General features: G+C 60.2%; 20 protein-coding genes. 13 read left to right on the forward strand and 7 right to left on the reverse strand.

Annotated features, from left to right (window positions below; all coding sequences use genetic code 11):
* Window positions 1-83 precede the first annotated feature (83 nt).
* The 4 genes from ACWKV5_RS05985 to ACWKV5_RS06000 all read left to right on the forward strand — a co-directional run bounded on the left by ACWKV5_RS05985 (window position 84) and on the right by ACWKV5_RS06000 (window position 3354).
* Complete coding sequence (locus ACWKV5_RS05985; protein WP_483840562.1) at window positions 84-1178, forward strand: serine hydrolase domain-containing protein; 1095 nt, start codon at window positions 84-86, stop codon at window positions 1176-1178.
* Window positions 1175-1492, forward strand: a complete 318-nt coding sequence (locus ACWKV5_RS05990) for an amidase (protein ID WP_483840563.1) — start codon at window positions 1175-1177, stop codon at window positions 1490-1492. The genes ACWKV5_RS05985 and ACWKV5_RS05990 overlap by 4 nt, the downstream gene beginning before the upstream one ends.
* 112 nt (window positions 1493-1604) lie before the next feature.
* Window positions 1605-2195 carry a YceI family protein gene (locus tag ACWKV5_RS05995; RefSeq protein ID WP_483840564.1) on the forward strand — a complete coding sequence of 197 codons (591 nt, stop codon included), beginning with the start codon at window positions 1605-1607 and terminating at the stop codon, window positions 2193-2195.
* Window position 2196: 1 nt separating this feature from the next.
* Window positions 2197-3354: a phospholipase D-like domain-containing protein gene (locus ACWKV5_RS06000; protein WP_483840565.1), complete on the forward strand. Its 1158-nt coding sequence runs from the start codon at window positions 2197-2199 to the stop codon at window positions 3352-3354.
* Between the two features lie 141 nt (window positions 3355-3495).
* Here ACWKV5_RS06000 and bglX read toward each other — a convergent pair whose 3' ends face one another.
* Window positions 3496-5787 carry a beta-glucosidase BglX gene (gene bglX, locus ACWKV5_RS06005; RefSeq protein ID WP_483840566.1) on the reverse strand — a complete coding sequence of 764 codons (2292 nt, stop codon included), beginning with the start codon at window positions 5785-5787 and terminating at the stop codon, window positions 3496-3498.
* A 235-nt stretch (window positions 5788-6022) separates the two neighbouring features.
* Between bglX and ACWKV5_RS06010 the strand changes: the two genes are divergently transcribed.
* The 4 genes from ACWKV5_RS06010 (at window position 6023) to ACWKV5_RS06025 (ending at window position 9578) form a co-directional block, all read left to right on the forward strand.
* Window positions 6023-6631 carry a LemA family protein gene (locus ACWKV5_RS06010; protein ID WP_483840567.1) on the forward strand — a complete coding sequence of 203 codons (609 nt, stop codon included), beginning with the start codon at window positions 6023-6025 and terminating at the stop codon, window positions 6629-6631.
* Between the two features lie 34 nt (window positions 6632-6665).
* Entirely contained in the window at window positions 6666-7421 is a 756-nt protein-coding gene (locus ACWKV5_RS06015; RefSeq protein ID WP_483840568.1) for a TPM domain-containing protein, read from the forward strand.
* 28 nt (window positions 7422-7449) lie between these two features.
* Window positions 7450-8067, forward strand: a complete 618-nt coding sequence (locus tag ACWKV5_RS06020; RefSeq protein WP_483840569.1) for a TPM domain-containing protein — start codon at window positions 7450-7452, stop codon at window positions 8065-8067.
* A gap of 296 nt (window positions 8068-8363) precedes the next feature.
* Window positions 8364-9578, forward strand: a complete 1215-nt coding sequence (locus tag ACWKV5_RS06025; RefSeq protein ID WP_483840570.1) for a class I SAM-dependent methyltransferase — start codon at window positions 8364-8366, stop codon at window positions 9576-9578.
* Between the two features lie 59 nt (window positions 9579-9637).
* Here the strand turns inward: ACWKV5_RS06025 and ACWKV5_RS06030 are convergent, their stop codons facing one another.
* Complete coding sequence (locus ACWKV5_RS06030) at window positions 9638-10543, reverse strand: DMT family transporter (protein WP_483840571.1); 906 nt, start codon at window positions 10541-10543, stop codon at window positions 9638-9640.
* Between the two features lie 282 nt (window positions 10544-10825).
* Here ACWKV5_RS06030 and ACWKV5_RS06035 point away from each other — a divergent pair, with 282 nt between their 5' ends.
* The 3 genes from ACWKV5_RS06035 to ACWKV5_RS06045 all read left to right on the forward strand — a co-directional run bounded on the left by ACWKV5_RS06035 (window position 10826) and on the right by ACWKV5_RS06045 (window position 12237).
* A complete protein-coding gene (locus tag ACWKV5_RS06035; protein WP_483840572.1) occupies window positions 10826-11407 on the forward strand; it encodes a DJ-1/PfpI family protein in 582 nt (193 codons plus the stop codon).
* A 14-nt stretch (window positions 11408-11421) separates the two neighbouring features.
* Window positions 11422-11727 carry a ribbon-helix-helix domain-containing protein gene (locus ACWKV5_RS06040; RefSeq protein WP_027925581.1) on the forward strand — a complete coding sequence of 102 codons (306 nt, stop codon included), beginning with the start codon at window positions 11422-11424 and terminating at the stop codon, window positions 11725-11727.
* Between the two features lie 165 nt (window positions 11728-11892).
* Window positions 11893-12237, forward strand: a complete 345-nt coding sequence (locus ACWKV5_RS06045; RefSeq protein WP_483840573.1) for a YegP family protein — start codon at window positions 11893-11895, stop codon at window positions 12235-12237.
* A 131-nt stretch (window positions 12238-12368) separates the two neighbouring features.
* On the opposite strand, the gene ACWKV5_RS06050 is transcribed toward ACWKV5_RS06045, so the two are convergent.
* Entirely contained in the window at window positions 12369-13256 is an 888-nt protein-coding gene (locus ACWKV5_RS06050; RefSeq protein WP_483840574.1) for a dihydrodipicolinate synthase family protein, read from the reverse strand.
* Window positions 13257-13285: 29 nt separating this feature from the next.
* Complete coding sequence (locus ACWKV5_RS06055; RefSeq protein ID WP_483840575.1) at window positions 13286-14068, reverse strand: aldolase; 783 nt, start codon at window positions 14066-14068, stop codon at window positions 13286-13288.
* Between the two features lie 109 nt (window positions 14069-14177).
* Here ACWKV5_RS06055 and ACWKV5_RS06060 point away from each other — a divergent pair, with 109 nt between their 5' ends.
* Window positions 14178-14720: a helix-turn-helix domain-containing protein gene (locus ACWKV5_RS06060; protein ID WP_483840576.1), complete on the forward strand. Its 543-nt coding sequence runs from the start codon at window positions 14178-14180 to the stop codon at window positions 14718-14720.
* 109 nt (window positions 14721-14829) lie between these two features.
* Here the strand turns inward: ACWKV5_RS06060 and ACWKV5_RS06065 are convergent, their stop codons facing one another.
* Entirely contained in the window at window positions 14830-15849 is a 1020-nt protein-coding gene (locus ACWKV5_RS06065) for a DUF4917 family protein (RefSeq protein ID WP_483840577.1), read from the reverse strand.
* A gap of 156 nt (window positions 15850-16005) precedes the next feature.
* Between ACWKV5_RS06065 and yiaY the strand changes: the two genes are divergently transcribed.
* Window positions 16006-17154 carry an L-threonine dehydrogenase gene (yiaY, locus tag ACWKV5_RS06070; RefSeq protein ID WP_483840578.1) on the forward strand — a complete coding sequence of 383 codons (1149 nt, stop codon included), beginning with the start codon at window positions 16006-16008 and terminating at the stop codon, window positions 17152-17154.
* On the opposite strand, the gene ACWKV5_RS06075 is transcribed toward yiaY, so the two are convergent.
* The gene (locus ACWKV5_RS06075; protein WP_483840579.1) at window positions 17151-18317 is read right to left on the reverse strand and encodes an MFS transporter; all 1167 of its coding nucleotides are present in this window, start codon (window positions 18315-18317) and stop codon (window positions 17151-17153) included. The genes yiaY and ACWKV5_RS06075 overlap by 4 nt on opposite strands.
* 18 nt (window positions 18318-18335) lie before the next feature.
* A complete protein-coding gene (locus ACWKV5_RS06080) occupies window positions 18336-19568 on the reverse strand; it encodes an aminotransferase class I/II-fold pyridoxal phosphate-dependent enzyme (protein ID WP_483840580.1) in 1233 nt (410 codons plus the stop codon).
* Between the last annotated feature and the right edge of the window lie 21 nt (window positions 19569-19589).

The raw sequence follows: 19589 nt of genomic DNA on the forward strand, positions 1-19589 counted from the left end.
GGTGATCTGACCGACAACACAAATCCCCAAACTGTCATCAACCTCAACTACGCTCTGCCAGTTACCCCCTCCGAGCCCACGCCATGTTCAAAGGCTTGTCCCTGATCGTCATGCTGCTGCTCAGCCTCGCGGCCCACGCCGAAAACTGGCCCGCCGAGCAATGGTCAACCGGCCCGGTCATCACCGGACCCGCGCTTCAAGCCCTGGAAACCTACGCCTTCCCACCCCGTGACGACAACACCCGAAAAGGCGTGCGCACCGATGCCTTGCTGGTGATCCGCGACGGTCAATTGATCTACGAACGCTACGCAGGCCCGACCACCGCCGACACGCCGCACCTGACCTGGTCCATCAGCAAAAGCCTCATGGCCACGGTACTGGGTGTGGCGTATGGCGAAGGGCTGTTCAAACTCCAGGACCCGGTACAGACGTTTTATCCACCGATGAAAAAACACCCCGGCGTGACCATGGCCGACTTGCTGCATTGGGCTTCGGGGCTGGACTGGCAGGAAGACTATGAATACGCCCCGTTGAAGTCCTCAGTAGTGGCGATGCTCTACACCCGTGGCCATCAGGACATGGCCGCGTTCACCGCCGACCATGGCGAGTACGCCAAGCCCGGTCAGGCCTTTCGTTACTCCAGCGGTGACAGCAATCTGCTGTCCGCTGCGTTGAAAAACATCGTCGGCCCGACACGTTATCCAGACTTTCCATGGACCGCGCTGTTCGAGCCCTTGGGCATCCGTCATGCCGTTTGGGAAACCGATGCCACGGGCACTTTTGTCGCTTCCTCTTACGCCTACCTCACGGCTCGGGATCTGGCACGAATCGGTTGGTTGATGGCGCGCGACGGGCGTTGGCAGGGTCGCCAGTTGCTACCCAAAGACTGGGTCGCCTTCAATCGTGAACCGTTCGCCCATTATCACGCGCATCAGGATGACGCCGTGCCTGGCGGTCAATGGTGGCTCAATCGCGCGGTGGACGGGGCGGCCCAACCCTGGCCCGATGCGCCGGCCGATACCTTCGCCGCGCTGGGGCATTGGGGCCAGGCGATGTACGTGATCCCCAGCGAAAACCTGGTGATCGTGCGCTATGGCGATGATCGCGATGAAAGCTACCAGCACAACGAATTGCTCAAGTTCGCGCTCAAGGCGTTTGTTCAGAAGGTGCAGCCATGAGTTTTCTTCGACATCGGCCGTTCAGCGCGTTGTTCCTGGTATTGCTGGTCGCGTTGCTCGGCTGGATCTGGCAGGAGCGCGTGGCGCTGTGGGCGTTCCCCGACATCATCAGCGCCTACACCGCCAAGGAATATTGCTCGTGCCGGTATGTGATGAACAACGAGGCCGGGTATTGCCGCCGCTATGTAAAGCAGTGGCTGCCGACCAGCAGCTTTGTCGATGACGCCGCCAGCAAACGCGTGACCGTCAGTGGTATGGGCCGCAGCAACAGCGCCACGTGGATCGGCGAACGCCAAGGCTGCCGCCTGCAATAGTGATTTGTGCTGAAGCTCCCTCACCACAAAAGTGCGGTGTCGGTGACGGACAGTTTGCATCTTGCTCACGGGCGGTTAAGGTTCGTGCAGGTTTATCTGCACATGAGTCTCTATGTTCAACCGCTCCCTCTCTAATACCCTCGCATTCCTGCTGTTGGCCGGTGCCACGCTGTCGGCCCACGCCGATTGGTATCTGGACGGCGAGTCCTCGCGGCTGTCGTTCATCAGCACCAAAAACGCCAACCTCTCCGAAGTGCAGCGCTTTCTGGTGCTGCACGGTAAGGTCGACGCCAAGGGCCTGGCCGAGGTGGAAGTCGAGCTGGAGTCGGTGAACAGTGGCATCCCCTTGCGCGATGAACGCATGCGCAAAGAGCTGTTTGAAATCCAGACCTTTCCCGAAGCGTTGATCACCGCGCAGATTGATCTGCGCCCGATCAACGACCTCGCGCCCGGCGCGCAGTTGGAGTTGCGCTTGCCGCTGACCGTCAACCTGCATGGCAAGCAACATCAATACAACGCCGAACTGCTGGCGACGCGTCTCGATGACCGACGCTTTCAAGTGGTAACGCTGGAGCCGCTGGTGATCAATGCCGAAGACTTTGATCTTGCCCCCGGGCTGGAAGCGTTGCGCAAGGTCGCCGATCTGTCGGCCATCAGTCTGTCGGTACCGGTGGGTGCGGTACTGATTTTCACGGCGCGCTGACATGGCCGGTGCAATCTTTCCCTGGCGTGAAGGCAACCACTTTGAGCTGCTGATCGACGGTCCGCAGTTTTTCCCACGCATGTTGGTCGCGATTGCCCGCGCCGAAGAACAGGTCGAGCTGGAGTTGTATCTGGTGGAGGCGGGCGCCTGCGCCGAGGCCATGGTGCAAGCCCTTGTTTCGGCGGCAGAGCGTGGTGTGCGGGTGCGTTGCCTGTTCGATGACTATGGCAGCCTGGCGTTCACCCTGACGTTGCGCCAGCGGCTGACGGCGGCCGGGGTCGAACTGCGTTTCTACAATCGCCTGAACTGGCGGCGTTGGGTCGGCAACTTCTACCGCGATCACCGCAAGCTGTTGCTGGTCGATCAAAGCCTGGCGGTGGTCGGTGGCACGGGCGTCACCGATGAGTTCTGGACGCCGGGTGAAGACACCAGCGAATGGCACGAGGTGATGGTGGAAATCACCGGGCCTTTGGTCATTGACTGGCAGTTGCTGTTCGACCGCCAATGGATCGCCAACCGCCATCGACGCGCGTGGAAACCGGCCTCGCATTTCGGCTTGCCGCGCCTGCCGCGCGTGCCGTCGATGGGTGAAGGCATGGGCCGGGTGGCCTATGCCGACGCCCGCCAGCACCGCGACATTCTGCAATCGCTGGTGCGCGCGTTGAACAGCGGCCGGCAACGCATCTGGCTGGCGACCCCGTACTTCCTGCCGACCTGGAAAGTCCGCCGCTCATTGCGCAGGGCTGCTGCACGGGGTGTTGACGTGCGCCTGTTGTTGACCGGGCCACGTACCGATCACCCGTCGGTGCGCTACGCCGGGCATCGCTACTACCCGCGACTGCTCAAGGCCGGGGTGAAAATCTTCGAGTACCAACCGTGTTTCCTGCACCTGAAAATGGTCCTGATCGATGATTGGGTGAGCATCGGCTCATGCAATTTCGATCACTGGAACTTGCGCTTCAACCTGGAAGCCAACCTCGAAGCGCTGGACCCAGGGCTGACGCTGGCCGTGGCGGGGAGTTTCGAACGGGACTTCGCGCAGAGCCAGGAAGTCAGCCTGGAGGAATGGCAACGCCGGCCATTGTGGAAGCGGGTCAAGCAACGGATCTGGGGTTGGGTGGATCGGCTGGTGGTGAACCTGCTGGATCGAAGGGGTTAACCCCGATCTCCGCCACCCCCTAAACCACTGTGGGAGCGAGCCTGCTCGCGAAGGGGGCGTATCAGTCAATTATGCTGTCGACTGACACTCCGCTTTCGCGAGCAGGCTCGCTCCCACATGGGTGATGTGTTGCCTGGGGGATTACAGTAACTCAAAGCTCTGTTGCGTCACGTCCTGGGAGTCCAGGCCGATCTGCACGTTGAACTTGCCTGGTTCGGCAGCGAACTTGAGCTGGGTGTTGTAGAACTTCAAGTCGTCCTCGGTGATGGTGAAGTGCACGACTTTCTGTTCGCCGGCCTTGAGCATGACTTTCTGGAAGTTCTTCAATTCCTTGAGCGGCCGGATCATCGAGCCGGTCACGTCCTGGATGTACAACTGCACCACGGTTTCGCCGTCGCGTTTGCCGGTGTTTTTCAGCGTGACGCTGGCGTCGAGCTTGCCGGTCTTGTTCAGCGTGGTCGACGACAGGGCCATGTCGCTCAGGCTGAAATCGGTGTAGCTCAGCCCGAAACCAAACGGGAACAGGGGACCGGTAGTGTCATCGAAATACTGCGAGGTGTAGTTGCCCGGTTTGCCCGGCGTGAACGGCCGGCCAATGCTCAGGTGGTTGTAGTAGGTCGGAATCTGACCCACCGAACGCGGGAAGGTGATCGGCAGTTTGCCCGACGGGTTGTAGTCGCCGAACAGCACGTCAGCGATGGCATTGCCGCCTTCGGTGCCGCTGAACCAGGTTTCCAGAATCGCGTCAGCCTGGTCTTTTTCTTCGAGAATCGACAGCGGACGGCCGTTCATCAACACCAGCACCAGCGGTTTGCCGGTGGCTTTCAGGGCCTTGATCAGATCGCGCTGATTGGTCGGGATGTTGATGTCGGTGCGGCTCGACGATTCGTGGGACATGCCACGGGACTCGCCCACCGCTGCCACCACCACGTCGGCATCTTTGGCCGCTTTAACCGCTTCGTCGATCAGCACTTGCGCCGAGCGAGGGTCATCGACCACTTCCGGTGCGTCGAAGTTAAGGAAGTTCAGGTAATCCAGGACCTTCTTGTCGCTGGTGATGTTGGCGCCACGGGCGTAGATCAGCGTGGCCTTGTCGGCGACGGCGGCATTCATGCCGTCGAACAGGGTCACCGATTGCGCCGGTTTACCGGCCGCTGCCCAGCTGCCCATCATGTCGATAGGCGCCTTGGCCAGCGGGCCGACCAACGCGATTTTCGCGGTTTTCTTCAGTGGCAGTGTTTCGTTCTGGTTCTTCAGCAACACCAGGCTGCGACGCGCCACGTCACGGGCCTCGGGGCGGTGCAAGCGGCTGTCAGCGTAAGTGTCGGCCGGATCATCTTCAGCCTTGCCGATGCGCAGGTACGGGTCCTTGAACAGGCCCATGTCGTACTTGGCGCCGAGCACTTCACGCACGGCGTTGTCGATGTCGCTTTGCTCGATTTCGCCTGCTTTCAACAGCCCCGGCAGTTCTTTGCCGTAGAGGGTGTCGTTCATGCTCATGTCGATGCCGGCCTTGATCGCCAGCTTCGCGGCTTCGCGACCGTCAGCGGCGACGCCGTGCTTGATCAGCTCGAAAATCGCCCCGTGGTCGCTGACCGCCAGGCCTTTGAAGCCCCATTCCTTGCGCAACAGGTCGTTCATCAGCCAGGTGTTGGCGGTGGCCGGCACGCCGTTGATCGAGTTCAGGGCAACCATCACCCCGCCGGCACCGGCGTCAATCGCCGCGCGGTACGGTGGCAAGTAGTCCTGGTACATCTTGACCGGGCTCATGTCGACCACGTTGTAGTCGCGACCGCCCTCGACCGCGCCGTACAAGGCAAAGTGCTTGACGCTGGCCATGATGCTGTCGGCCGCGTTGGCACCTGAGCCCTGGAAGGCCCGGACCATCACGCCGGCGATGCGCGACACGAGGTAGGTGTCTTCACCGAAGCCTTCGGAAGTCCGGCCCCAGCGCGGGTCGCGGGAGATGTCGACCATCGGTGCGAAGGTGATGTCGAGGCTGTCCGCCGCGGCTTCCTTGGCGGCAACGCGCCCGGACCGGCCGATGGCGTCCATGTCCCAGCTCGAAGCGAGGGCAATCGGGATCGGGAAAATGGTGCGGTGGCCGTGGATCACGTCATAGGCGAAGAACATCGGGATCTTCAACCGGCTGCGCATGGCCGCGTCCTGCATCGGACGGTTTTCCGGGCGGGTGATCGAGTTGAACGTGCCGCCGATGTTGCCGGCCGCGATTTCCTTGCGGATCAGTTCGCGTGGCATTTCCGGGCCGATGCTGATCAGGCGCAATTGGCCGATCTTTTCATCGAGGGTCATCTGCTTCATCAGGTTGCTGATGAAGGCGTCCTTGTTCTCCAGAGGTGCGGGGGTCGTGGCGGCCAATACGTTATGACTGGCCAGGCTGACGAACAGGCCCAGCAAACACAGCTTCTTCATGAATAGTTTTCTCAAAAGCCTAAACGGCAGTGAATACGCGCCGGTCAGCCAAAAGTTAGGGAGCGACTATTGTTGTTCAGGTAAATGCAGCACACTTCTGCGTGTTTTTTGTGCAGGGGCATCTTTTAGCCCATTGGCTCGATGCAATCCAGTGGCGGCGGCAGATTATGCCCCAAGTGCCCAGTCAGAAGGGTGTGGTTAATTTTTCAACGGAATGTGCCAGGGAGTGACCCAGATGAATGCAAGACACCACTATCGCTCGAGCTTGCAGGTGGCGGCCTTGATGCTGTTGACCAGCGTGCTCGCGGGCTGCGGCATCAATACGATTCCGACCCTCGACGAGCAGGCCAAGGCCGCGTGGGGCCAGGTGCAGAACCAGTATCAGCGCCGCGCCGACTTGATCCCCAACCTGGTGGAAACCGTCAAGGGCTATGCCAAGCACGAAGAAGAAACCCTGACCGCGGTGGTCGAAGCACGGGCCAAGGCGACGTCGATCCAGGTGGACGCCAAGACCCTGGATAACCCGGAGAAACTCAAGCAGTTCCAGCAGGCCCAGGACCAGTTGACCGGTGCCTTGAGCCGTTTGATGGTGGTGTCCGAGCGTTATCCGGACCTCAAGGCCAACCAGAACTTCCTCGCCTTGCAGTCGCAACTTGAAGGCACCGAAAACCGCATCGCCGTGGCCCGTCGCGACTTCATTCTCGCGGTGCAGAAGTACAACACGGAAATTCGCACCTTTCCCGGTCGCCTGTGGCACAGCGTTATGTACAGCGATTTGCCGATCCGCGAAACCTTCGAGGCGACCACGCCGGATGCCGATAAGGCGCCGCAAGTAAAGTTCTGACCGGCTAAAAGCATCACCACGGATGAGGTTGCCAATGCGCGTGTTGAAAGTGGGGCTGCTGCTGTTGCTCTGGGTGTGTGCCCTGACGGCGCAGGCCGAGTTGAAGTTTCCGCCGTTGACCGGGCGGGTGGTCGATAACGCCCAGATGATCGAGCCGTCGGTGCGCGAGCAACTGACGCAACAACTTCAGGCCCATGAAAGCGCCACCGGCGAGCAGCTGGTGGTGGTCACGTTGCCGGACTTGCAAGGCACCGACATCGCGGACTTCGGCTACCAACTGGGGCGTGCCTGGGGCATCGGCCAGAAAGATAAAAATAACGGCGCGCTGCTGATCGTTGCGCGCGATGAGCGTAAATTGCGCATCGAAGTCGGGTACGGCCTCGAAGACCGCCTGACCGACGCGCAAAGTTCAGTGATCATCAATCAGGTGATCACCCCCGCGTTCAAGACTGGCAATTTCAGTAAAGGCATCAGCGACGGGGTCGCGGCGATGCTGGTGGTGTTGGGCGGCAGCCCACTGGATGAACCGTCGACCGTTTATGAACCGCGCGGTGATGAGGACAGCGACTTTGTGGCGCGCCATCCCGGCGTCTTCGTGTTTCTGGTGATGCTGTTCATCCTGACGATTTTTGTGTTGCAGATGCTCGGGCTTCTGCCCGCCGGCCGAGGAGGCTCGGGTGGTTCGGGCGGAGGTTTCGGCAGCGGTGGTTTTGGTGGTGGCGGCGGTGGCGGGGGCTTCAGCGGCGGCGGGGGCAGTTTCGGGGGCGGCGGTTCGTCGGGCGGCTGGTGATAACAATAATGAGCAGGCACTTTTCAACATGGCATTACTGACTGAACACGAACAACGCAAAGTTGCCGAGGCGATTGCCCGGGTCGAGCGCGACACCGACGCCGAACTGGTGACCGTGCTCGCTGCCCGCGCCGATGACTACGCGTACATCCCGCTGCTGTGGGCCAGCCTGCTGGCGCTGATGGTGCCGGGGATCGTGCATTACCTGACGGGATGGCTGACCATGCACAGCTTGCTGCTGGTGCAGTGGATCACCTTTATCGTGCTGTGCCTGGTGTTCCGTATTCCGAAAGTCACCACGCACCTGGTCCCGCGTTCCGTGCGGCACTGGCGCGCCTCGAACCTGGCGCGTCGGCAATTCCTGGAGCAGAACCTGCACCACACGGTCGGCAGCACCGGGATGCTGATTTTTGTCTGCGAGGCGGAGCGGTACGTGGAAATCCTGGTGGATGAAGGGATTTCCAAACGGCTGGACAACAAGAACTGGGATTCGATTGTGGCGGCCTTCACCCAGCAGGTGAAACAAGGACAGACGTTGCAAGGGTTCGTGACGTGCATCGAGGCCTGTGGCGAGTTGCTCAAAGTGCATGTGCCGGTGACGCAGGTGCGCAATGAATTGCCGAACCGGTTGGTGGTGTTGGGCTGACGTCATTTCCAATCTGGAAGGTGATGCGCTTTTGTGGCGAGGGAGCTTGCTCCCGTTCGACTGCGCAGCAGTCGCAAAACCGTCCACTCTGTTTGCCTGGCAGGCCGCAGTTGCTGGTTTTGGGGCCGCTTCGCGACCCAGCGGGAGCAAGCTCCCTCGCCACAAAAGCCTACTCGGCACTTATGTAGTCTTGCCCAGGATTCGTGCCGTTCGGGAAATTACCCGTGCCCTGCATCCACATCCCCCCTAAAATACCCGCCATTCCCCGATTCGCTCCGCCCGAGGCCGTTTTGCCCATGTCCGTCACCGCCACTCCCGCCAGCCTCGCGCCGGATCACCACGCCCAGTTCATCGACCTGCTGCAAACCAGCCTCGACGCCAACGCCTTCATCAAACTGGTGCTGGCCAAGTACGTCGGCACTGAAGCGGATTTGCAGCGCCTGATCATCAAGCAACTGACGGTCAAGGATCAGCCTTGCCTGTCCTTCGTCTACCGCTACAAAACCCGCGACATCACCAAGAACCTGCCGCGGGCCGAAGGCGTCGCGACCCTCGCCGCGCTGCTGCCGGCTTCGTTCAAAAATGCGCATTTGCTGTCATTGACCGACGAAGCCCAGCTCGAATACAGCAAAAAGGGCAAGTCTTCGCTGTTCAAGAGCAAACCTCAGCAATTGCGTGAAGTGCCGTCCGCCGAGCATAACCGCGAGAAAAACCGCTTCCTCGACCTGAGCCGACCGTTCCTCGCCGACCTTGGCGTGACCAACAGCAAACACGAACTGATCCCGGCGATGTCGCGCAAGTGGAAGCAGATCAACAAGTTCATCGAAGTCTTCAGCCATGCGCTGACCACCTCACCGCTGGCGCTGGACAAGCCGGTGCAGGTAGCGGATTTCGGTTCGGGCAAGGGTTACCTGACGTTCGCCATCCACGACTACCTGCGCAACACCTTGAACGCCGAAGGCGTGGTGACGGGCGTCGAGCTGCGCGAAGAAATGGTCAACCTGTGCAACGCCGCTGCAGCGAAACTCGAGCACCCGGGGCTGGTGTTCAAGTGCGGTGACGTGCGCAGCGTGGCACCGAGCGAGCTGGACGTGATGATCGCGCTGCATGCCTGCGACATCGCCACCGACTACGCGATCCACACCGGCATTCGTTCCGGCGCCTCGATCATCATGTGTTCGCCGTGCTGCCACAAACAGATCCGCCTGCAGATCCAGAGCCCGGCCCTGCTCAAGCCGATGTTGCAATACGGTTTGCACTTGGGTCAGCAAGCGGAAATGGTCACCGACAGCTTGCGTGCGTTGTTCCTCGAAGCCTGCGGTTATGAAACCAAGGTGTTCGAGTTCATCTCGCTGGACCACACCAACAAGAACAAGATGATACTGGCGGTCAAACGCGCCGAGCCGGTCGACCCGGCCCAGCTGTTGGTGAAGATTCAGGAGCTGAAGGATTTCTACCACATCAGCGAGCATTGCCTCGAGACCTTGCTGCGAGCTGACGGACTCCTCTAAACCTGTGGGAGCGAGCCTGCTCGCGAAGGGGCCGTCACATCCAACATCTGTGTTGGCTATTAGTCCGCCTTCGCGAGCAGGCTCGCTCCCACAGGAGGTTTGATGGCGGTCTTGCGACCCAGCATCACGGTCACGATCACCCCGGCAGCAAACAGCCAGGTGATCGGCTCGATGTGTTCGCCAAAGAACAGCGCCGAAAAGGCGATGGTGAAAAAGATTTGCAGTAGCTGGATCTGGCTGACCCGGGCAATCCCACCCATCGCCAATCCCGCGTACCAGGCAAAGAAGCCGATGAACTGCGAAAACAGCGAGACATAACCAAACGCCCACCAGGTCTTCGCCGAAATCTCACCTTGATGTTGCAGCGCCAGATACACCACCGGCCCGATCAACAATGGTGTGGATAGCACCAGCGCCCAGCAGATCACCTGCCAGCCGCCCATCTCCTTGGCCAACCGGCCGCCCTCGGCGTAGCCCAGACCACCCACCGCAATCGCCCCGAGCATCAACAAGTCACCGGCCTGAATGCTGCCGGCACCGCTGATCAGCGCATAACCCAGCACCAATGCACTGCCCAACGCGGCGCAGGCCCAGAAGGCTTTCGACGGACGTTCATGGGACAACCACGCGGCGTACAGCGCCACGCACAACGGTTGCAGACCATTGACCAAGGCACCGTGGGACGCGGGCAAGGTTTGCATGGCCCACGCCGACAACACCGGAAAACCGAGAATGACCCCGGCGATCACCAGCGTCAGGCCTTTGACCTGTTTCCAGGTCGGCCATTTCTCCCGTCGCCACAGCAACAGGATCGCCGCTGGCACCGCCGCGAACAGCGCCCGGCCGAGGCCGTTGAGCAGGGGATGCAGTTCCTGCACGACGATTCGCGTGAAGGGCAGGGTGAGGCTGAAAATCACAACGCCGAGCAGGCCGAGGGCCATGCCGGTGTTTTCGCGCGAGGACATGATGGGGGACCAGAATTCAGGGTGATGGGAAGTGCCTTCATCTAGCCACAAACCGCGTTGGCTGCGCTGTTACAGCTAGGCGCAGAGTTATCCGTACAGTTCGAGGGCCCCTTCGCGAGCAGGCTCGCTCCCACATTGGATCTGGGGTGCTCACAAATCCCCTGTGGGAGCGAGCCTGCTCGCGAAGAACGATACCGCGGTAGTAGCTGGTTATTACCCGACCCTCTGGATAAGGACTACCTTGAATACTCCTGCCACCGTTCCCCCAGAGGAGTCCTCCCCATGGCTGCCAAGAAAATCCTGATGCTGGTCGGCGATTACGTTGAAGACTACGAAGTGATGGTGCCGTTCCAGGCGCTGCTGATGGTCGGTCACACCGTCCATGCCGTGTGCCCGGACAAAGCCGCCGGCCAGACCGTGCGCACGGCGATCCACGACTTCGAAGGCGACCAGACCTACAGCGAAAAACCCGGCCACCTGTTCGCCCTGAATTTCGATTTCGCCAAAGTCGCTGAGTCCGACTACGACGCGCTGCTGATCCCCGGCGGTCGTGCACCGGAATACCTGCGCCTGAATGAAAAAGTCCTGGACCTGGTGCGTGCCTTCGACAAGGCCGGCAAGCCGATTGCTGCCGTGTGTCATGGCGCGCAATTGCTGGCAGCGGCCGGAATTCTCGAAGGCCGCGAGTGCAGCGCTTACCCAGCCTGTGCCCCGGAAGTGCGCCTGGCGGGCGGCACGTTCATCGACATCCCGGTGACGGAGGGCCATGTTCAAGGCAATCTGGCCACTGCTCCGGCGTGGCCGGCACACCCGAACTGGCTTGCCGGTTTCCTCGGATTGCTGGGCACCAAAATCACGCTGTAACGAGGGACCTTTCCATGTGCGAGCTTTACGTCAAGGCCGATCCGATCCTCTACGAATCGCGCTCCCGCTCGCTGCGCATCTGCGGGGTGGTCACCACCCTGCGGCTGGAGAATCAGTTCTGGGACATCCTCAGCGAAATCGCCGAAGTCGATGGCATGACCACCAACCAGCTGATCGCCAAGCTGTATGAAGAGGTGATGGACTACAGGGGGGAAGTGGTGAATTTTGCGTCGTTTTTGCGGGTGAGTTGTATGCGGTATTTGAGTCAGCGGCGGGTGGCTGTGCCGGAGTTGTCGGTGGTTCGGGCAGTGGTGAAGTAGCGAATACCGCGTCGACTCATTCGCGAGCAGGCTCGCTCCCACAATGGAAATGCGATCCCCTGCGGGAGCGAGCCTGCTCGCGAAGGGACCGGGAGAGGCGACAGATGTCCGGGGCTGGTCTTTACTCTGAAGCGCGAAACCTCTCAATCGCCAAGGAGAAAGAGCATGTCCGGATGGTACGAAGTGAGCAAAAGCAGCAGTGGCCAGTTCAGGTTTGTCCTCAAGGCCGCCAACGCCGAAACCATTCTGACCAGCGAGCTGTACACCACCCGCGCCGCTGCCGACAAAGGCATTGCATCGGTTCAGTCCAACAGCCCGCTGGATGAGCGCTACGAGAAAAAGACCACCAAGGATGGCCATCCTTATTTCAACCTCAAGGCCGGTAACCACGAAATTATCGGCAGCAGCGAGTCTTACTCTTCCGCTACAGCGATGGAGAAGGGCATTGCCAGTGTGAAAACCAACGGGCCGACCACGGTGATCAAGGACAAGACCTTGCCGGTGCTTTAAGTCACGCCGACGACTAAATGTGGGAGCGGGCTTGCTCGCGAAAGCGGCTTAATATTCAACGATGATGTTGAATGTCATACCGCTTTCGCGAGCAAGCCCGCTCCCACATTTGATTTGTGTGTTTTTTGGGATCAGCGTAGGGCAGTCAGCAAGTGTTGCAGTTGACTGCGCCCGGCGTCGGCTAGTGGAAACACCGGCAATCGCGGCTGCCCGACTTCCAGCCCCGTCATACCCAGCCCGGCCTTGATCGTCGCCGGCAATCCCCCCTTGAGAATGAAATCCAACAGCGGCAATTGGCGATAGAACAACGCCCTGGCCTTGCCCAGATCATTGGCCAACACCGCTTCATACAAATCCAGATTGAGCTGCGGGATCAGGTTCGGCGCTGCCGTGCACCAGCCTTTCGCGCCCGCCGCAAAGGCTTCCAGCGCCAGTGGATTGCAGCCGTTGTAGAACGGCACCTGGCCTTCGCCGAGCAGTTGCAGCTTGTGCATGCGCTGAATGTCGCCGGTGCTTTCCTTGACCATGGTGACGTTTTCAACGGCGTTGAAGATGCGCAGGATCAGGTCCACCGACATGTCGGTGCCGCTGGTGGCCGGGTTGTTGTAGAGCATGATCGGCACGCCGATGCTGTCACCGATGGCGCGATAGTGGGCGAGGATTTCCGCTTCGCTGAGTTTCCAGTAGGACGCCGGCAGCACCATCACCACGTCAGCGCCATGAGCTTGGGCGAAGCGTGCGCGGCGCACCGCTTTGGCGGTGGTCAGGTCAGACACGCTGACAATCGTCGGCACGCGTTTGGCCACGTGCTGGATGCTGAATTCGCTGACCTGATCCCACTCGGCATCGCTCAGGTAAGCGCCTTCGCCAGTGCTGCCCAGTGGCGCGATGGCATGCACGCCGCCCTCGATCAAACGGTCAATGGAGCGCCCGAGCGCGTCCAGGTCAACGCTTTCGCCGTCGGCGGTGAACGGGGTGATGGTGTAGCCGATGATGCCGTGAATGTTTGGGGTCGACATGGCGACGCTCCTTATGAAATTGGGTGGGTTCAGTTCAGGCAATCGGCGTGTTGGCGCAGGTTCTGCCGGGCGTAGTAGTTGAAAGCGGCGGCGTGGCGTTTTGGCCGGGCAATCCAGTCGTGGGCTTCACGGCCCAGTTCCGGGAGGATCGGCATGATGGCCCCGGCACTCATCGCCAGCAGTTGCAGCTTGGCGGCGCGCTCGATCAATTGCGCGATGACACAGGCTTCTTCAATGCTCGTGCCGGTGGACAACTGGCCGTGGTGCGAAAGCAGAATCGCCCGTTTGTCGCCCAGTGCGCCGGCAATTAATTCACCTTCTTCATTACCGACCGGAACGCCGGGCCAGCCTTCAAGGAACGCGCAGTCGTCATACAGCGGGCAGAGGTCCATGTGGGAAATCTGCAGCGGTACTTCGAGCATCGACAGCGCCGCGACGTGCGTCGGATGCGTATGAATGATGCAGTTCACGTCCGGTCGGGCGCGGTAGACCCAGCTGTGAAAGCGGTTGGCCGGGTTGGGCATGCCGTGGCCTTCGAGTACTTCCAAGTCTTCGTTGACCAGCAGCAGATTGCTCGCGGTGATCTCATCAAACCCCAGGCCCAGTTGCTGAGTGTAGTAGGTGCCCGGTGTCGGACCGCGAGCGGTGATTTGACCGGCCAACCCCGAGTCGTGGCCGTTCTCGAACAGAATCCGGCAGGTCAGGGCCAGCTTTTGCCGGTCAGTCCACGTATTATCCGCCAGGGTATTTTGCATCTGTGTCAGCGCTTGCTTGACCAGTTGGTCTTTGGGCAGTGCTAATGTCTTGGCCATATCAGTGTCCTTTGGTGGGTTCATGCAAATGACACTAAAGAGGCTATATGACACAAAGTGTCATTGGCAAGCACAAACCGTCGCCTCCTTGATGGATTAATCGTTTTCCATGTCTATCCGTTTGAAATTACTAAGAAAAAAACTTGGCGTGACACTGGAGGCCCTGGCCGAAAAATCCGGCATGACCAAGAGCTACCTGTCGAAAGTCGAGCGCGGGCTGAACACGCCGTCGATTGCTGCGGCGCTGAAACTGGCCAAGGCGCTGAACGTGAAAGTCGAGGAATTGTTCTCCGAAGACAACGTCAGCCTCGACAGCTACAGCCTGGTGCGCAGCGACGAGCGTCAGTCCCTGGCCGCCAACGATCAAAGCCCCGGCTACGCGGTGCTGGCCCATCAGGTCAGTGAGCGCAGCTTGCTGCCGTTCATCATCTATCCGCCGTTCGAATTCGCCGACAAAACCTTCAAGGAACACACCGGGGAAGAGTTTTTGTTCGTCCACGAAGGGCAGGTGGAAGTGGACTTCATGAACGAGCGGGTGCTGCTCGATCGTGGGGATGCGCTGCATTTCAATGCGCAGAAACCGCACAGGATTCGCTCAGTGGGGGAGGTTCAGGCGCAGTTGTTGGTGGTGGTGCATAGCAGCGAGGAATGAGTTGACTGCAAAAGCTTCGCGAGCAGGCTCGCTCCCACATTGAATCTGCGGTGTACACATATCCCCTGTGGGAGCGAGCCTGCTCGCGAAGGCGTCAGCTGCCTCGCCGCTAAACCTCAACCGGAACCGTAAGCTTCGGATTCCCCAACGCATGCGTCTTCGAATCAAAAAAACGCAGCTCCGAGCCCGTCCCCTCGAACACCTTCGCGTAATGCCGCTTCTGATGCTGGATAAACGCCTTGCTGCGCGGATAAATCGAGATCGCCACCACCGACGGTTTCGCCTGGCGCAACGCATGAACGATATGGCTGTCCTGCTCACCCAGCGCATGCCCAAAGACACACAACCCGTCGCCATGCCCCAATAACTGGTCATAACAGAACGACAGATAATCCGAGCTGCGAATGGTCTTGAGCTTGTCCTGCGCTGGCCCTTCGTTCACGAACAGCGGCACGTCATCCAGGGTCTTGATCGTATTGTTGATCGCGAAACTGCCAAGCAACGTGCCCTCTGTCGACATCAGCTTGCGCGCCGTGCCGTCCTGATTGCGCACCAGGTGCAAACCACCGTGCAGGTACAGCAAACGGGTTTTATCGGTCGCCGTGGCGCTCAGGTCAAAGCCCGGCTCGGCGCCGTGGAACAGGTCGGTGATCGCGTCCGGCTGCTGCTGGATCGACCAGTAATTGAGCAAGTCATAGTTGGTGGTAAACACCGTCCGATAGTTGCCCAGTTCCGAACGGATGGTCGCCAGGGTCGAAGGCACCACCAGCCGCCACGGAATATGCACCGCATGAACGGTGTTGATCAGCGCTTCCTTGATCGCGTAGTAGCGATTGCGCGGTGCGGCGGAGCTGACGGCCAGTGCCTTGTTCACTCGGCTGGTGGTTTTCAGCGCGCTCAGCACCTGTTCGAAACTGCGTGTCTGCATCGCCTCGAACACGCTCAGCTCGGACTGGCTCAGCGGTTTTTCTTCGACGGTGCGCGCATTCTCGAACAGCGAGTCGTAGCCAAAATCGTCCCACACCGCACGGCTGGCGCCGTTGCCCACCAGCAGGCCGCTGAACGAGGCGGTGGCGCGCAAGGCGTTCCAGTCTTCAAGTTGGGCATCAACATCCTGGAAATCGGTCATTGCGGTCAAAGTCTCAAAGCAAAAGGTCTGATGGGCGGCGACTTTATCACGACCATGACTTGAGCCAGATCAAGTTACTGCGTGAGCGAAGGGTCGAAGCTGTGAGCGTCCCGCTGGATCGGCGTCGCCGATTCGGCCCAGACAGGAGAATCGCTCATGAGCAGCACGTTTTTCATTCCCTCTGTGAACATCCTGGGCACGGGTTGCCTCGACGAAGCCATGGACGTCATTGGCAAGTACGGCTTTCGCAAAGCGCTGATCGTCACCGACGTTGGGCTGGCCAAGGCCGGCGTAGCGAAAATGATTGCGGAAAAACTGGCGATGCAGGACATCGACTCGGTGATCTTCGACGGTGCCAAACCCAACCCGAACACTGCTAACGTCGAACTTGGCCTGGGCCTGCTCAAGGAATCCCGTTGCGATTTTGTGGTGTCCCTGGGCGGTGGTTCGCCCCACGACTGCGCCAAAGGCATCGCGTTGTGTGCGACCAACGGTGGACAGATTCGCGACTATGAAGGTGTCGATCAATCGAGCAAACCACAGCTGCCGCTGATCGCGATCAACACCACCGCCGGCACCGCCAGCGAGATGACACGTTTTTGCATCATCACCGACGAATCGCGCCATGTGAAAATGGCCATTGTCGACCGCAACGTCACGCCGCTGCTGTCGGTCAACGACCCGGCGCTGATGGTTGCAATGCCTCAGGGGCTGACGGCAGCCACCGGCATGGACGCATTGACCCACGCCATCGAAGCGTACGTTTCCACTGCCGCCAACCCGATCACCGATGCCTGCGCACTGAAGGCGATCACGTTGATCAGCAACAACCTGCGACTGGCGGTACGCAACGGCGAGGACATGGCCGCGCGGGAAAACATGGCCTACGCGCAGTTCCTGGCGGGCATGGCGTTCAATAACGCGTCGCTGGGTTATGTCCACGCCATGGCTCACCAATTGGGCGGGTTCTACGACTTGCCTCATGGCGTCTGCAACGCCGTACTGCTACCCCACGTTCAAAGCTTCAACGCTCAGGTTTGCGCCCCGCGCCTGACCGACGTGGCTCATGCGATGGGCGTCGATATCCGTGGTCTCAGCCCTGAAGAGGGGGCTCAAGCGGCTATTGCAGCGATCCGACGCCTGTCCAGTGACGTGGACATCCCTGCCGGATTACGTGAGCTCGGCGCCAGACTCAACGACGTCCCCATGCTTGCCACCAATGCGCTGAAAGACGCCTGCGGTTTAACCAATCCCCGGGCGGCGGATCAGCGCCAGATCGAGGAGATTTTCCGCAGCGCCTTTTAGGCCGTTTTGCGACCGGGCGCGAGCATGACACACAGCATCGCGCCCAACGCCAGCAAGGTGCAGAGCAACGACAGCGGCCACGCCTGCTGGCTGGCGATCAAGCTGGCAACACCGCCAATGATCGCCGCCATCAGTTGATGAATAAAGCCGCTCAACGCCATCGCATAAGCCCCCCCGACCGGTGAACCGTCGTTGGCCAGCGACAGGCTGATCGGGTACGTCAACGACTGCCCGAACACCGCTACGCAATAGGGCAGCCAGAGCAGCAGCGCAATGGGGGTGCCGATGATGCTGCCCAGCAACATCATCGCGCTCCCGGTCAGCACCAGAGCGACGCCCACCGTCATCAATCGGCGCTGACCGGTGCGCAGTACCAAGGCATTGACCCCCAGCGCTCCCAGAAAATACGCCGCGCTGATCGGCCAGCCCAGCAAGCCGTATTCCACGGCTGACCAGTTGAACGGACCTTGCAGAATCAGCGGTGCGGCCGTGTTGAAGGCAATGATCACCCCGTAGCCGAGGCCGCCGGTAAGCGCCGGCAGCAAGAACGCCCGATCACGCAGAATGCGCCAGTAACTGGGCCACGCGGACGACTGAATGTTGTCCTCGACCAGCACCGCAAAGGAAACCCGCGCCACGACTGTCGCCATCAACAGGCTCACGCCACCCAGCAGATAGAAAATCGCCGGCCAGCCCAATGCCACCTGGATAACCGACCCCAGGTACTGACCGATGCCCAGCGCGATCACGAACGAAATCGAAATCCACGACAACGCCTTGGCCAACAGGTCACCGCGGAAACTGTCGCGGATCAGCACCCGTGCCATGACTGAAATCCCGCTGGCACCAATGCCTTGAAGCAACCGAAAAAACAGAAACGCTTCAAGCGTCTGGCCCAGCGGCAGCGCAAGGTTGGCCAAGCCATAAATACCCAGCGCCGCGAGCAGCACCGGTTTGCGGCCGATGCGCTGGCCGAGGCTGCCCCAGAACAACATCGGCAGCGCCATGCCGATCAGGTACACCGCCAGTCCCCAGGACACCTGCGAAGCGTCGGCGGACAGATGCCGGGCCATCTCCGGCAGCGCTGGCAGATAAATACTCATGCCCAATTGCGCGAGGAAAACCGTGCTGCAGGTGACGAGGAGGGTGGTGCTGCTCTTCATGGAATCATCCCTGGATGTCTAGCGGGCGTCCCCGGAGCATGTGCGCAAAAGCTCGGTGACGAGTTCACAAAAATGTCGAATCAGCGGCGGCTCCATGTCGGCGCGCAGCGTGATTCTGATCGCGGCCTTGCCTTGTGCAACCACGGGGAAAAACACCGCCGAGGTAAAGAAACCAAGATTGGATAATTCGATGGCAATACGGTTGGCCAGCCTCGCTTCACCGCAGTGGATCAAGCGAATCGCCATGTTGCTGCCGTGTTGTGCGGTTCGAATCAGGCTGTCGAAGAGGCGGATATTAACCTGAAGTTTTTCCTGCAACGCAGTCAATGCAGGCGTGTGATGCAACTGGATGGACGCTCTGCCCGCGCCGATAGACGCGCTGTTCAGGCTTTGCGACCAGTTGCTGGGGCCGCCGTAGCGTTGAATCAGCTTTTTCTGCCGTTCGTTGCCCAGCATCACCAGCCCGCCGCTGGCGCCAAATGACTTGGCCAATGAGGCGACAATCAAGGCGTCATCCTCCAGGGCCTGCAACCTGGGACGCACGAGACCGGCACCGAAAGTACCGACGGCGGACAGTGCGTGAGAATCGTCGAGGTAGAGAAACAAGCCATAGCGGTCCTTCAGGTACAACAGGCTGTCCAGGTCGGCGACCCCGCCCATGCTGTACGCGCCGTCGGCCACATACGCGACCCTGGTATGTTGCTGGCACTGCGTTTCCAGAAAATCCATGTCGTTGTGCGGGCTGGTCACGACCCTGGTTTCGTCGGCGCAGGCGGCTTTGAGGTGACTCATCGAATAGTGCGCCAAGCGGTCAAACACCATCACCGGCGGCCGGTTCTCGGTGAACACGCCGCTGGCCAGCAGCGGCAGGATGCCGGCGCTGGCTGCGCTGCACGACAAGGTGCTCAGGCACGTGGCGCCGAACAACGCTGACAGCTCGGTTTCGTACTGATCGAGGATCGCCAGTTTGCAGCGGTTTTTCGAGTTGGCGATACGCAGGGTGCCGGTTTCCCACAGGGTGGTCATGGCGCCGTCGAGCAAGTCGGGGTGGTGATCCAGGCCGAGGTAGGAGGTGGTGCAAAAGTGATGAAAGGCGCGTCCGTGCTGGTCAACCATGCGGTTGCTGCTTCTGATGTCGACGTTCAGCCCCGCGACCTTTCCCGCTTCTGCGGTTTCCCAGTCGTGATCGGCCAGCGAGATCAGTTTTCGATAGTTGGTGAAGGTGTTTGCCGCGCGTGTTGTCTGGTCCATGTGACGTGTCTGTCCTTGAGT

It is taken from the genome of Pseudomonas oplopanacis, assembly GCF_057128725.1.

What these genes read in the sequence shown, in the direction of transcription:
- ACWKV5_RS06060 (WP_483840576.1), top strand. Translation starts at nt 14,178, where the DNA reads ATGTCTATCCGTTTGAAATTACTAAGAAAAAAACTTGGCGTGACACTG.
- ACWKV5_RS06050 (WP_483840574.1), bottom strand. Translation starts at nt 13,256, where the DNA reads ATGTCGACCCCAAACATTCACGGCATCATCGGCTACACCATCACCCCG.
- ACWKV5_RS05995 (WP_483840564.1), top strand. Translation starts at nt 1,605, where the DNA reads ATGTTCAACCGCTCCCTCTCTAATACCCTCGCATTCCTGCTGTTGGCC.
- yiaY (WP_483840578.1), top strand. Translation starts at nt 16,006, where the DNA reads ATGAGCAGCACGTTTTTCATTCCCTCTGTGAACATCCTGGGCACGGGT.
- ACWKV5_RS06080 (WP_483840580.1), bottom strand. Translation starts at nt 19,568, where the DNA reads ATGGACCAGACAACACGCGCGGCAAACACCTTCACCAACTATCGAAAA.
- ACWKV5_RS05990 (WP_483840563.1), top strand. Translation starts at nt 1,175, where the DNA reads ATGAGTTTTCTTCGACATCGGCCGTTCAGCGCGTTGTTCCTGGTATTG.
- ACWKV5_RS06045 (WP_483840573.1), top strand. Translation starts at nt 11,893, where the DNA reads ATGTCCGGATGGTACGAAGTGAGCAAAAGCAGCAGTGGCCAGTTCAGG.
- ACWKV5_RS06075 (WP_483840579.1), bottom strand. Translation starts at nt 18,317, where the DNA reads ATGAAGAGCAGCACCACCCTCCTCGTCACCTGCAGCACGGTTTTCCTC.
- ACWKV5_RS06025 (WP_483840570.1), top strand. Translation starts at nt 8,364, where the DNA reads ATGTCCGTCACCGCCACTCCCGCCAGCCTCGCGCCGGATCACCACGCC.
- ACWKV5_RS06010 (WP_483840567.1), top strand. Translation starts at nt 6,023, where the DNA reads ATGAATGCAAGACACCACTATCGCTCGAGCTTGCAGGTGGCGGCCTTG.
- ACWKV5_RS06040 (WP_027925581.1), top strand. Translation starts at nt 11,422, where the DNA reads ATGTGCGAGCTTTACGTCAAGGCCGATCCGATCCTCTACGAATCGCGC.
- ACWKV5_RS06030 (WP_483840571.1), bottom strand. Translation starts at nt 10,543, where the DNA reads ATGTCCTCGCGCGAAAACACCGGCATGGCCCTCGGCCTGCTCGGCGTT.
- ACWKV5_RS06015 (WP_483840568.1), top strand. Translation starts at nt 6,666, where the DNA reads ATGCGCGTGTTGAAAGTGGGGCTGCTGCTGTTGCTCTGGGTGTGTGCC.
- ACWKV5_RS05985 (WP_483840562.1), top strand. Translation starts at nt 84, where the DNA reads ATGTTCAAAGGCTTGTCCCTGATCGTCATGCTGCTGCTCAGCCTCGCG.
- ACWKV5_RS06035 (WP_483840572.1), top strand. Translation starts at nt 10,826, where the DNA reads ATGGCTGCCAAGAAAATCCTGATGCTGGTCGGCGATTACGTTGAAGAC.
- ACWKV5_RS06000 (WP_483840565.1), top strand. Translation starts at nt 2,197, where the DNA reads ATGGCCGGTGCAATCTTTCCCTGGCGTGAAGGCAACCACTTTGAGCTG.
- ACWKV5_RS06055 (WP_483840575.1), bottom strand. Translation starts at nt 14,068, where the DNA reads ATGGCCAAGACATTAGCACTGCCCAAAGACCAACTGGTCAAGCAAGCG.
- ACWKV5_RS06020 (WP_483840569.1), top strand. Translation starts at nt 7,450, where the DNA reads ATGGCATTACTGACTGAACACGAACAACGCAAAGTTGCCGAGGCGATT.
- bglX (WP_483840566.1), bottom strand. Translation starts at nt 5,787, where the DNA reads ATGAAGAAGCTGTGTTTGCTGGGCCTGTTCGTCAGCCTGGCCAGTCAT.
- ACWKV5_RS06065 (WP_483840577.1), bottom strand. Translation starts at nt 15,849, where the DNA reads ATGACCGATTTCCAGGATGTTGATGCCCAACTTGAAGACTGGAACGCC.